Origin of the sequence: Novosphingobium sp. MMS21-SN21R (assembly GCF_031846015.1) — a bacterium.
GTDB lineage: Bacteria > Pseudomonadota > Alphaproteobacteria > Sphingomonadales > Sphingomonadaceae > Novosphingobium.
Window position 1 is genome coordinate 2,215,078 of sequence record NZ_JAVRDU010000001.1, and the last position, 12,695, is coordinate 2,227,772.

12 protein-coding genes are annotated in these 12,695 nt (G+C 60.5%); 11 read left to right on the forward strand and 1 reads right to left on the reverse strand.

Annotated features, from left to right (window positions below; translation table 11 throughout):
• Window positions 1–11: 11 nt before the first annotated feature.
• Entirely contained in the window at window positions 12–1,052 is a 1,041-nt protein-coding gene (locus RM192_RS10580) for a 2Fe-2S iron-sulfur cluster binding domain-containing protein (RefSeq protein ID WP_311507504.1), read from the reverse strand.
• Between the two features lie 193 nt (window positions 1,053–1,245).
• On the opposite strand from RM192_RS10580, the gene RM192_RS10585 reads away from it, so the two are divergent.
• The 11 genes from RM192_RS10585 (at window position 1,246) to RM192_RS10635 (ending at window position 12,673) form a co-directional block, all read left to right on the forward strand.
• Window positions 1,246–3,858, forward strand: a complete 2,613-nt coding sequence (locus RM192_RS10585) for a TonB-dependent receptor domain-containing protein (RefSeq protein ID WP_311507505.1) — start codon at window positions 1,246–1,248, stop codon at window positions 3,856–3,858.
• Between the two features lie 63 nt (window positions 3,859–3,921).
• The gene (locus RM192_RS10590; protein ID WP_311507506.1) at window positions 3,922–4,650 is read left to right on the forward strand and encodes a hypothetical protein; all 729 of its coding nucleotides are present in this window, start codon (window positions 3,922–3,924) and stop codon (window positions 4,648–4,650) included.
• A gap of 7 nt (window positions 4,651–4,657) precedes the next feature.
• Entirely contained in the window at window positions 4,658–5,248 is a 591-nt protein-coding gene (locus RM192_RS10595) for a cytochrome c oxidase subunit 3 (protein ID WP_311507507.1), read from the forward strand.
• The gene (locus RM192_RS10600; protein WP_311507508.1) at window positions 5,245–5,526 is read left to right on the forward strand and encodes a cytochrome C oxidase subunit IV family protein; all 282 of its coding nucleotides are present in this window, start codon (window positions 5,245–5,247) and stop codon (window positions 5,524–5,526) included. Before RM192_RS10595 ends, RM192_RS10600 begins: the two co-directional genes overlap by 4 nt.
• A gap of 23 nt (window positions 5,527–5,549) precedes the next feature.
• Complete coding sequence (locus RM192_RS10605; RefSeq protein ID WP_311507509.1) at window positions 5,550–6,494, forward strand: hypothetical protein; 945 nt, start codon at window positions 5,550–5,552, stop codon at window positions 6,492–6,494.
• A gap of 3 nt (window positions 6,495–6,497) precedes the next feature.
• Entirely contained in the window at window positions 6,498–7,640 is a 1,143-nt protein-coding gene (locus tag RM192_RS10610; RefSeq protein WP_311507510.1) for a phosphotransferase family protein, read from the forward strand.
• Window positions 7,637–8,107 carry a hypothetical protein gene (locus RM192_RS10615; RefSeq protein WP_311507511.1) on the forward strand — a complete coding sequence of 157 codons (471 nt, stop codon included), beginning with the start codon at window positions 7,637–7,639 and terminating at the stop codon, window positions 8,105–8,107. The genes RM192_RS10610 and RM192_RS10615 overlap by 4 nt, the downstream gene beginning before the upstream one ends.
• Window positions 8,104–9,084, forward strand: a complete 981-nt coding sequence (locus tag RM192_RS10620) for a hypothetical protein (protein ID WP_311507512.1) — start codon at window positions 8,104–8,106, stop codon at window positions 9,082–9,084. The genes RM192_RS10615 and RM192_RS10620 overlap by 4 nt, the downstream gene beginning before the upstream one ends.
• Window positions 9,085–9,099: 15 nt before the next feature.
• Complete coding sequence (locus RM192_RS10625) at window positions 9,100–10,200, forward strand: NAD(P)-dependent alcohol dehydrogenase (RefSeq protein WP_311507513.1); 1,101 nt, start codon at window positions 9,100–9,102, stop codon at window positions 10,198–10,200.
• Between the two features lie 31 nt (window positions 10,201–10,231).
• A complete protein-coding gene (locus tag RM192_RS10630) occupies window positions 10,232–11,020 on the forward strand; it encodes an enoyl-CoA hydratase/isomerase family protein (protein ID WP_311507514.1) in 789 nt (262 codons plus the stop codon).
• Between the two features lie 96 nt (window positions 11,021–11,116).
• Complete coding sequence (locus RM192_RS10635; RefSeq protein ID WP_311507515.1) at window positions 11,117–12,673, forward strand: long-chain-fatty-acid--CoA ligase; 1,557 nt, start codon at window positions 11,117–11,119, stop codon at window positions 12,671–12,673.
• The last annotated feature ends 22 nt before the right edge of the window (window positions 12,674–12,695 follow it).

The window sequence follows — 12,695 nt, forward strand, 5'->3', positions numbered from 1 at the left end:
TACTTCACCGGTTATTTCTTGCCGGTGCTGGCGTCGGTGAATTTGTCGTAGAAAATCGCTGGGAGCGGCACGCCTGCGGCAGTGAGCGCACTGACGGCTGCATCGATCATGCCGGGCGGGCCGCACAGATAGCCCTGCGTTGAAGCAGCCGGGCCGAGTTCGGCCAAAGCGTCTGCCACTTCGCCCGTGACCAGTCCGAAGCGCCTTCCCGGCTTCTCCTCTTCCGAGAGGACCGGCCTGAAGTCGAACCGTCCCTGCCAACGGGAGGCAAGCGCGGCGATTTCATCGAGGCAATAGAGATCGCGTTCCGCGCGTCCGCCGAACAACAGGATCACATCGCGCTTCACGCCACGGTCGGCTGCGTCCTCCAGCAGGCTCATCAAAGGCGAAAGTCCGCTGCCGCCGCCGATCAGCAAGATCGGGCCGTCTCCATCGCGCAACCAGAACGTACCGTGCGGCGCTTCAATTTCGAATGCGGCATCGTCCAATGCGCCCGCAAACAAGCTTTCCGTGAAGGCTCCTCCGGGCACGCGCCGGACGAACGTCGACAACAGAGTGCGACCAGCTTCGCCCGGCGCCGTACTGAAGGAATAGGAACGCGGCCCGGGTGCGCCAGGCCAAGTGACATTCATGTATTGTCCGGCGCGGTAAGCGACAGGTTCCACCACCTCCCAGACGACGCGGCGAATGTCGTGCGTGAGATCGCTCTGCTCGGCGATTCGAGCCTGATACTTGCGTGACGCGCCCGCTTCGAGCGGAACATCAAGTTCAAGGTCCGATTCGGGCACTGCCTGGCAGGCAAGGATGTATCCGGCCTGCAGTTCTTCCCGGCTCAATGTATAGCCGAACGGCGTAATCGCATCGACCTTCCCCACCAGCAACCGCGAACGGCAGGCGCCGCAGGTTCCCACTGTGCAATCGTGTGGGTAGGCGATTCCGGCCTTGAGCGCGGCTTCGAGAACCGTTTCATTCCGGCCAACTGTGAAGGTGACGCCCGCGTCGGGTAGCAAGACCTTTGCGTCGGCCTTTTTCGCAAACAGCTTTCTAAACATCCAGAAACCCACCTAAACCAATGTGAAATATATAAATCCATGATTTTGCAGTGCACAAAATCACGTCATAAATTTCAAATGTCGTAAATCAGTTGACATTCATCCGCTCTATCCTAATTTACGTAGGAAGGTCACGCAAAAAGTTGAAACAAACGCGACGTGACTAGGGTTTGGGAACATTAGGGAGGATGCTATGAAAGCGTTGGGGCATGTGAGCCTGGGCGTGATTGCCATGATGATGGCAACGCCTGCAATTGCTGCAGAAAATGCTGCAGAGGAACAAGCGGCGCAGGCATCGGAAGGCCAGGGCCTTGCCGAGATCGTCGTGACCGCAACCAAGCGTTCGGAAAATCTGCAGAGCGTGCCGGTCGCGGTTTCCGCGATCCCTGCATCGGCTCTGCAGGCCAAGGGCGTGTTCGAGACATCGGATCTGAGCAACTCGATGCCGAATCTTCAGGTGTCGTCGCCTTATGGCCAAACCCAGCCGAATTTCTCGCTGCGCGGCGTCGGTGTCGGCACTGAATACAATGCAAACGCAGCCTCACCGGTCGGCGTCTATGTAGACGAAGTCTATCAGGCATTCCGTTCGAGCCATGGCCAGCAGCTCTATGACCTTCAACAGATCGAAGTCGTGCGCGGCCCGCAGGGCACGCTCTATGGCCGCAACACCACCGGCGGCGCGATCAACTTCATCACCCACGCCCCCAGTCTTTCAGGCAACGAAGGCTATGTGACGGCCGGATATGCCAACTTCAACCGGTTCAGTGCCGAAGGCGCGCTCGAATTGACTGCAGTTGAAGACAAGCTCGGCGTTCGCATCGCTGGCACTTACGTCAATTCCGACCCTTATGTGCACAACCGCCTTGCCGCCGGACCTGGCACCGCGTCTGCGTTCGGGCTTTCAGGCCTCAACAAGAACTCGGGCATCAATCCCGGGGGTGCTGAAACCTTCGGCGGACGCATCATCATTCGGGCGCAACCGTCCGACAGGATCGATCTTCGCCTCAAGGTCTATGCCGCAGAATCCGAAGGCGGCACGGAAACCCCGCTTCCCACGGGTCAGTCCAGGACGAGCGACCTGATCAACTACACCAGCCCCAACTTCCTGCTTGGCGGACTGTTCGGCGCTCTGTCTCCTGCAGGCCTTGTCCCTGCAAGCTACAGTCAGTCGGGCCGTGGTCTCGGCATCAACGAAATCGAAGCGGACACCGTCGGCATTGCCCGCACCAGAGCGCGCGGCGTAGTGTTCGATGCGCGTTTCGAACTGAGCGACAATCTGAAGCTGGTTTCGATCACCGGCTACGATGACGGTCTTTATCAGCAGACCGCTACTGACTGCGACGCATCGCCGCTGCGCTTGTGCTCGATCGGATACCGGTCCGGTTTCCATGCGTTCAATCAGGATCTGCGGCTCGATTACAACGGCGGCCGCTTCAAGATGATCGTCGGCGCCTACTACGGCAAGGACAGCGTCACCGCCGACAACACGCCGGACTTCTTCAACTTCACCAGTGACGTGCGCACAGCAGTGGGCCTGCCAGCCAGCTACTTCAATCCGGGTGGTGCTTTCAACGGTGCCGGCCTTTCGGCAGGCTCGCTCCCCACTGGCATTCGCGCCACACAGCATTTCAAGCAGGAACGCGACAGCTTCGCCATCTATGGTGAAGGAAGCTTCGAGGTAACTTCGACAGTCAAGTTCACTGCCGGCCTGCGCTACACCAAGGATAACAACCACTTCCGCGACGGAATCACGACCTATTTCGATGATGCCGGCACGGCGCGCCTGATCACGGTCTCAGAGTTCAAGCAGGGCGGTGCATTCTCGCCCTACTTCCTGCAGGACGTCAAGAACGAGGCTGGCCAGACGGTCATTCCCTCATTCCAGGGCCTCGGCATCCCGCTTCCGAAAGGTCTGTCGCAGGATGGCTCGTCGGGCAAATTCTCGGGTCGTGCAATCCTCGATTGGAAACCGGTCGATGGTGTGATGGTCTATGGCAGCTACAGCCGTGGCTACCGCGCAGGCACCTTCAACGGCCTCGCCTATGGCAGCGCCAATCAGGTGTACTTCGTGAAGCCCGAGCAGGTGAACGCATACGAAATTGGTCTCAAGTCGCGCTTCTGGGACAATCGCGGCCAGTTCAACATCTCGGCCTTCATCTATGATTACCAAGGCCAGCAGGGCCAGGTCGTGGACGCGTCGGCGACTGCCAACCTGATCTCGCTCGATGGAACGATGAAGGGCATGGAAGCCGAATTGATCCTCAAGCCGATCGAAAGCCTGACCCTGAACGCCAGCTTCGGCCTGCTGGACAGTTCATACAAGGACGGCGCTTGCCCGGCAAACCCGGCATCCATCCCTAAATTCCCGGCACAGCTTGGCAGCTGCGTCGTGTCTTCGGGCGGACCAGTCAGCGTGGCAGGGAACCCCTTCCCTTATGCTGCCAAGACATCGGCGTCGCTGGGCTTCGATTATGATGCGATCAACGACGGCACCAACAAGCTGACTTTCCACGGCGACGCCAACTACTCGGGCCGGTTCTACTTCGACTCGTTCAAGGACTACAGCCGCGGCCCTCTGCCTGCGGTCGCCTCGGGCAAATTCGGTAACGGCGAAGGAAACTACTGGCTGCTCAACGGCCGCATTACGCTGGCACGCGGCAACTACTCGCTCGCCGTGTGGGGCAAGAACCTGACCAACAAGGTCTATTATCCTTTCGGCATCTCGATCGAGAACCTGTTTGGCAATGGCTACCGCGTCCGCGCGCAGCCGCGTACCTATGGCTTGGAAGCAACGATGCGCTTCTGATCTCTCCACACCTGCCGGGGCGGAAGTGTTGCTTCCGCCCCACTTTTTCGCGGAGAAAATGGCATGACAGGCAATTCGAATACGGGCACGGTCAATACACGGTACTGGCGCTTCTGCGCACTCATGGGACCATTGTTCGTCGCGGTCTTTTACGTATGCTGGGGCCTTCTCGGACACAATTTTCCGCCATTCCCGCCAGATGCGCCCGCCAGCGAGGTTGCAGGCTGGTTCAGGCAGAATGCCAACGGCGTTCGGCTGGGTATGGTGGTCGCGATGACTTTTGCCCCTGCATACGGCGTGTGGGGTTACGCGGTCGCCAAGGTTCTGGAGCAGGCATCGGGCAGCGGCGGTAACGCACTCGTCGTTCAACTGGCTCGCGTCGGCGCGGCCTGGACGACGATTACCGTACTCATCCCGACTTCGTTCTGGCTGACTGCGGCATTCCGTCCCGAAGCTTTGCCGGACTGGATGATCCAGATGCTTTACGACATGGCCTGGTTGCTGATCGACCTCGCCTATGCGGTAACGTCGGTTCAGCTCTTCGCATTGGGTGCAGGCTTCCTTGCAGACAAACGCGCTGTGCCGCTGATCCCAAAATGGCTGGCGTGGTACGGCATCTGGGTTGGCTTCATGTTCGTACTCGAATGCGTGATGCCCTACTTCCGCAACGGTGCGTTCGCCCGCTCGGGTATCCTCAACTTCTGGATCGAGTTCATCATCTGGATGGTGTGGGTTCCAGTGCTGACGATCTATGTCTTCAAGGCTATCGGCCGGATCGAGCGCGGGGAGTGATGTTCGCGTGACCGCTCAAGTCGCCGCTACGCCCGACGCGAACCTCCCCGGAGATTCCGGTGTCTGGTTCTTCATCGTGGCCGATATGTGCGCTTTTGCGGTTTTCTTTCTGGTGTTCATGGCAGGGCGGGTTGCCAATCCCGCCCTCTATGAAACATCGCGGGCCATGCTCGACCTGCACTTTGGCCTCGCCAACACGCTGATCCTGCTCACCAGCGGTGCGTTCATGGCGCAGGCCACCCGCGAAGCGCAGCGCGGTGCATGGAAGCGGGCACGGGGATTGATGATTCTGACCCTCGTCAGCGGCCTGCCGTTCGGCGTGTCCAAGGCCTTGGAATGGAAGGCCAAACTCACCCACGGCATCGGCCTGACCACAAACGAGTTTTTCACCTACTATTTCGTCTTCACCGGAATACATTTCCTGCACTTCGTCATCGGCTTGGCAGTCCTACTGGTGCTCATCGCGATTGCAGGCAAGACCGACAAGCCCGAGCCCGTGCGGCTGCGCTGGATCGAAGCCGGCGGCGCCTACTGGCACATGGTCGACCTGTTGTGGATCGTGCTGTTCGCCATGCTCTACCTGTTGAGGGCGGCATGAGCGGGCCCGACAAGCGCGGGGCTTCGGGCCTGCTCCCGGTCTGGATCGTCTGGGCGGTTCTGGCAGGCGCAAGCATTGCAGGTTTCGCCTTGGCCGAAGGCGCAGCCACGGCCCCCGTAGCGGCAAGCGCAGCGGTCCTGCTTGCTGCGGTGAAGATCCACTTGATCTTCGGCCAGTACATGGAAGTCCGCTGGCATCATCAGCCGTTGCGAACCTTGCTTTCGCTCTGGCTGGCTGTCGTTACCCTGATCCTGATGGCCGGATACTGGTCAGCCTGAAACAATAAAACCGGGAGATTCTGATGTTTGACAATGGCGTGCTTGCCGAACCGGAAATGGCGATCGATCCCGCAAACGATGGCCGCCATGCACTTCCCGATGTTCCCATGGCCCGGGAATCCATTCCCTACATCGTGGTCCTGCCCGAACATGGCATTTCCTTTTTCACGTACACTTGGGTGAACAAGGCAAGCGAAGCTGGCGCAGCGCTGGCGATCTTCGGGCCTGGTGTCGGCGACAAACCTATCCAGCAGCGTTTGGCTGACCGACCGGTGCCGACTGACATGGATTTCGACGACTGGCGGATCGACAGTTTCCGCATGGCGCAAGACCTCAAGTTCGACCGCGCAAGCATCTTCTGGGAAACTCCGGAAGCCACCGTCGACGTTTCGTTCGAAGCATTTCACCCGCCCTATTCCTACGGCGCCGACCCGCGCGGTTGCCCGAAGTATTGCGCAATCGACCGTATCGAGCAGGCCGGACGTGTTCGCGGCACGCTGCGGATCGGAGATCGCGTCATAGATGTGGACGCTACCGGGCACCGAGATCACTCCTGGGGCACGCGTGACTGGGTTCCGTTCCAGCAATACGAATGGTTCGTGGGCCAGGCAGGCACCGACACAGCCGTCCATTTCTGGCGGTTCAACGCGCTGGGGAAGGAGCATCTTCGCGGCTACGTGTTCAAGAATGGACTGATGAGCAGGGTCGACACCGCCTCGATCAATGTCGATTACGACGAGCATTATCTGCAGACCGGTTACAAGGCGCAGGTCACTGACTGTGCGGGACGGACGACCACAATCGAAGGCAAAGTCTACGGTACCTATTGCCTGATTCCCGACCCCGCGATCAGCCTCAACGAAAGCGGTGCCACGGTTACCATCGACGGTACAAAGGGCGTGGGCTGGATGGAATGCGCATGGCCGACATCGTACCTCGCCCATGTCCGCGCCAATGGCCCGTATTGAGGGATGGCTTTTGACATGATCGAAATGGAAGCCGTTCATAGGCAGATACTGGACCGGCGTGCCGCACATCGCTCGCTTCCGCCCTATCGCGCCGCGCTGATACCCGAAGTGACCGAACTGCTGGCGACCTACTTCGCCAAAGTTCAGCCCGGCCGTGTCGTGACCGGCGTGAAGCGCGTCGGCGGGGGGGCATCGAAGGAGCAGTTCTTCTTCTCGCTCACGTCGGGCGAGAAGACGGAGCAGTACCTGTTGCGGATGGACCCGCGATCGGCGATTACCGAGACGGACCGCGGCCGCGAATTTGCCTTGCTTGCTGCCATGACAGGCGTTGTGCCGGTTCCGGAAGCGGCGTGGATCGACGCCGACGGAAGCCATTTCCCGCAACCCGCCGCAATCATGAAGGTCGTGTCGGGCGTGACCAAGCCTAGCGGTTCAGGGGTGAAGGTTTCAGGGCTAGGAACCTGGCTCGGCTCTGAATTGCGCGCGAAGCTACGTGACCAGTTTCTCGACCACCTCGTCACGATCCATGCATATGACTTCCGTGCGAAGCCCCTGCCCGGTTTCGACATCCCCGACGCCGACCCGAAGCAGCCAGCGCGCTGGGTGATGAACTATTGGCGCGAGCTGTGGCGCATCGATGAGGGAGAGACCCGCCCCATCCTCGCGCTGGCCGAACAGTGGCTGACGGACAACATGCCGGATTGCGGGCCTGAAAATCTGGTGTTGACGCACGGCGACTATCGCACGGGGAATTACCTGTTCGATGAAGCGAGTGGCGAAATCACCGCGCTGCTCGACTGGGAACTGGCGCGGATCGGCGATTTCCATGAAGACCTTGGCTGGGTCCTGATGCAGATTTTCGGCACTTGGGAAAACGGCGAATTCCGCGCGAGCGACCTGTTCGGGCGCGAGGAGTTCATCACCGAATATGAGCGCCGGTCTGGCCGCACCGTAAACCGCCGCACGCTTCACTATTACGATCTGTTGTCGAGCTACAAATGCTACGTCATCTGCGGCGGCAACGGGCTCGCTGCAGCACGCTCGCAGCATAATCATCAGGACGTACTGCTGACGTTCCTTGGCGCGGCCACGGCAATGTTCGCCGGCGATCTTGCCCGCCTGCTCAAGCAGGGAGAGCCCGCATGACCCCCAATGTCGATGAACGCCTCGCCAGCATAATCCGCTCGCTCTCCGAGGTGGTCCTGCCACATCTGCCGCCCGAGGCCTCCCTGGCACAAGAGCAGGTTCATCTCTGCATTGGCCATTTGCAGATCCTGCGGGCGCAGATCGATCATGTCCCGGCATTCGAGCAAGAAGAGCTTGGCGACGCAGTCTCAATCGCGCGCGAATTGATCGGTTCTACAACCGGAGGCGAGGCTACCAGCGCAGCCATCGAAAGCTTGCGCAACGCGGCTGATGCCGCCGGGTCCGGCCATATGCGCCAGGACCGCAAGCAGGTGCTCGAAGCCGTCGACGCCTTGATCAAGGCTGTGGCCAGCGACGGTTCGGCTCAGGCCAAGGCGGATCTTTCCGATATCATCCTTCGACACGAAACCGAGCGCTCTCTGAAAGATCGTCGCTGGTTCGCGCCATTCGGGTTCGACACGGTATGATCGAGGCTAAGGACTTCGACTTCCACTTTACGGAAGATTCGCACTGGCAGTGGGCCGAAACGCTCGCGTTGCCGTTTTGCGTGCCCGAGGCCAACATCAACGTGATCGTCTATCTCGTCACCCGGCCCAAGTTGGGCGTGGCGATGTGCGACGTGACCATTCTCGACCGCATCGCGCCTCTGTGGGAGGAGCAGCTCTATGTCGACAACATGCAGCACCTGCCCTGCCCGAAAACGCTGACAAACTTTACGCTGCCCAACGGGCTGTCGTTCGAAGTGATCGAGCCGCTGAAGCTTTACCAACTGTCGTACGAAGGGATCGACGATACCCGCTTCGACTTGCAGTACCGCGCGCTGCACGAGCCATATGACATCAATGATCCGGCGATGGACCCTACGGCTGCTGCACGGCAAGGACCAGCGTGGGATTCCAGCTGGTCTGGCCACTACGAACAGACCTACCGCATTACCGGATCGCTGACCGTGCGTGGGCGCACGCTTGCGGTGGATTGCGTCGAGACTGGAGATCGCAGCTGGGGCCCGCGTCCCGAGCGCGACAACGGCGCGGTCATCTGGTGGCACGCCAGTTTCGGCGAGGCGCTGACCGTCCATCTGTTCACCGGCCACGACATCGCCACGCGCACCGTCCTTGGCCCTCATGTGTCGGGGTATGTGCTCGACAAGGGTGAGGTGTTCGGCCTCGTTTCAAGCGAGGGCGAGCAGGACTACATGGGCGCCATGCCGATGGGCGGAAAGCTGTCGGTCACGGACACGCGCGGCAAACGTTTCGACCTGACTTATTCCACGGTCAACGGCTGCTACTGGGCGCCGTGTCCGTCCAACACCTACCTGCAAAGCTCGCTCCGGGTCATATGCCAGACGCCCGATGGCGCACACGCAGGCCACGGTGTCCAGCAACTCGGCCTGAGCCGCGCCTATCTCACGCGTCATCGTGACGCGATCCGCACCCGCTACTGAAACGGAAACCCTCCGATGCAAGCAACCGCTGCCGTCCTCAATCAGCCCAATGGGCCGTTTTCCATCGAACAGGTCGACGTGGCCGAGCCGCTTGCTGGCGAAATCCGCGTCGCGATCAAGGCCGTGGGCATTTGCCACACCGATCTGGTCATCGCGTCCGGCGCCATGGGCCTGCAATTCCCCGCCGTGCTTGGCCATGAAGGGGCGGGCATCGTCGATGCGGTTGGCGAAGGCGTGACAGACATCAAGGCGGGCGACAAGGTTCTTCTGACATTCAACTCATGCGGCGCTTGCAAGCCTTGCAGCCATGACGAACCTGCCTATTGCAACCATTTTGTGCCCCTCAACATGGTCGCCGTGCGCGGCGATGGCTCGACGCGGATCACGCGGGATGGGCAACCGGTTTCGGACAACTTTTTCGGGCAATCGTCCTTTGCCACACTGGCTATTGCCAACCAGCGCAATGTGCTGAAGGTGGATGACGATGCCGACCTGTCGGTGCTCGCGCCGCTCGGTTGCGGCATCCAGACAGGCGCTGGCGGCGTGTTGCGCTCGCTTGCCGCAAAGCCGGGCGAGAGCCTTGTCGTCCTCGGTGCCGGTGCGGTCGGGCTGTCAGCGCTGCTCGGCGGACTTATCGCCGAGTGTTCCGCTGTTATCGTCGTCGAGCCGCAGGAGAGCCGCCGTGCGCTTGCGACGGAACTGGGCGCGACCCATGTGCTCGACGGTCAGGGCGACGTCGCCGCAGCCGTGCGCGCGATCCTGCCGGAAGGCGCGGACATGGTGATCGACACCAGCGGTTTCATGCCGGTTGTCGAGCAATCGGTGAACATGATTGCCAATCGCGGCCGGATCGGACTGCTCGGCGTCCCAGGCTCACTCGACGCCGTCCTGCCGGTCCCCGTGGTGCAGTTCATCACCCAAGGTGGCACGGTGCGCGGCATCATCGAAGGCGATTCCGATCCGCACGTTTTCCTGCCCGAGCTTATTGCACATCACAAGGCTGGCCGACTGCCAATCGAACGATTCTCGAAAAGCTATCGGCTTGAGGACATCAATCAGGCCATCGACGATGCCCACCACGGCAAGGCCATCAAGGCGATCCTCCTGATCGACTGACCGCGCAAACTCCCAAGCGAGAGCGAAAACCATGACCTATAGTTCCATGCGCATCGATTGTGAGGGCGGCCTCGCCCGTCTGACCTTCATCGAACCGGCCCGCGGCAATCCCATTGACGGGACCTTCTGCGCCGAGTTCTGTGACGTTGCCAATACATTGTCGTCGGACCCGTCTGTCCGCGCGGTCCTGGTAACCGCCGAGGGAAAGAACTTCAGTTTCGGCGGTGACATTTCGATGTTTCTGAAGGATCTGGACAACCTGCCCGCACAAATCCGGCGCTGGACCGCCGACCTGCACGTTGGCATCGCGCGAATGCAGCGGATGGACGCGCCAATCGTTGCAGCAGTGCACGGTATTTGCGCGGGCGGCATGGCTGGCATGATAGCCGGGGCCGACATTATCGTGGCCGAGACCAGCACCCGCTTTGTCGCCGCCTATGCCGGTATTGGATACTGCTGCGATGCCGGAAGCTCGGTCATGCTCAGCCGCCGAATGGGTCTTTCGCGCGCGCGCAAGTACCTCCTTCTCAACGAAACGCTCGATGCGCAGACCGCGCTTGCGGTGGGGCTTGTTGACGAAGTGGTGGCCACCGATGCCTTGGTCGCACGAGCAGAAGCCATTGCGCAGCAACTCGCTGCCGGTCCGACCATCGCCTATGGCGAGATCCGACGTCTGCTTGTTTCAGCGGCAAGTGAACCGCTGGATTCCCAACTGGAACGCGAAGCGCAGGCGCTCGCCAGGGTCGCCGGTACTGCTGACGCGCGCGAAGGTCTAACCGCCTTTGGCGAAAAGCGTTTGGCGCAGTTCACTGGGCAGTAAGTCTGGAAACAATTTGCTGCACTGTTTCAATTGCGCCCGACGGGGCAAAGCGCTATCCCGATTTAGTAAACTAATTATCTACTGTGAGAGGTAGCCATGTGGCATTATCCCGAAGTGCGCACGCTCGGCGAATTCATCGGGTTTCATGCCCGCCACACGCCTGATCGTCGCGCCCTTGTCAGTGGCGATCGGACGATCACTTTTGCCGAATATGATCGGGTTGCAAACCGGATCGCGAATGCGATTGCGGCGCAGACCCGGCCCGGCGACAGGGTAGGTTTCATGGGGCTCAACAGCCCAGATTTCTACTTCGCCCTGATCGCATCTGCGCGTACGCGCGCGGCCTTCATCCCATTCAACTGGCGCCTTTCAGCTGGTGAATTGGCGCAACTGATCGGCGACAGCGATGCTACGGTGGTGTTTGTCGAACGCGCCCTGTCGGAACTCTGGAACGCGGCGCTCGCCCAAGCTGGCAGCAAGCCGGAAACAGTGTGGTTCGACGCAGACGATACGCTCGAACGCCAATATGCCAACCAGCCCACCACCCTTCCAGCAATGACCGTGAGCGAGGAGGACATCGCAGTACAGCTTTACACCTCGGGCACCACCGGCTTGCCCAAAGGCGTCATGCTCAGCCACGGCGGGTTCAACCGGATGCGCCTGTGCGAACATCTCGAACCGGCATTCGACTGGCAGGAGGGGGACATATTCGTAAACCCCCTTCCCAATTTTCATCTGCTGTCCATCGGCATCGCATTCCAGTGCCTTTACAACGGCGTTGCGGTCTCGATCGTCCGGCAGTTCGATCCCGGTCTGGTCTGCGATGTGATCCAGCGTGACCGGCCAAGCCTGCTGACGCTGACGCCCACGATGATCCAGATGCTGCTCGACCATCCCAAAGCAGAGGCCACCGATTTCTCCTCGATCCGGCTAACGCTCTATGCCGGTTCGGCGATTTCCCTCGGGCTGATCAAGCGTGCGATTGCGCGGATGCCCGGCAAGTTCATGCAGTTTTACGGCGCCACCGAGGCAGGTGGCGCATTCTCGATCCTGCGCCCGGACGAGCACGACCTCGACAATGAAGCCAGACTGCAATCGTGCGGCCGCCCGCTTCCGCTGATCACCTTTCGCATCGTCGATGCAGAAGGCCGGGATATGCCCGAGGGTGAACCCGGCGAACTTCTCGTGCGTTCACCGTCGATCACCGCAGGCTACTGGAAGCAACCCGAAGCCACCGCCAAAGTTCTGACCGATGGGTGGTATCGCACCGGCGACGTTGCCAGACGCGATGCCGAGGGGCTTTATTACATCGTCGACCGGGTCAAGGACATGATCGTTTCGGGCGGGGAAAACATCTATTCCGCCGAGGTTGAGAATGCGCTGTCCACGCACCCGGCTGTTGCACAGGTCGCCGTGATTGGCGTTCCCGATCCGCGTTGGGGCGAGGCGGTGATGGCTTGTGTTGTCTGCCATGAGCGGGCCGCCCTCGACGAAGGCAGCCTGATTACGCACGCCCGGTCGATCCTTGCCGCCTACAAAGTGCCCAAGCGCATCGTGTTCATGGACAGTTTCCCGCTCGTGCCCAGCGGCAAGATATCCAAGAAGGATCTGCGCGCGCCCTATTGGGATGGGCAGGAGCGCGCCGTCGGTTGAACCAGAACCCCGGCGTTTTGAC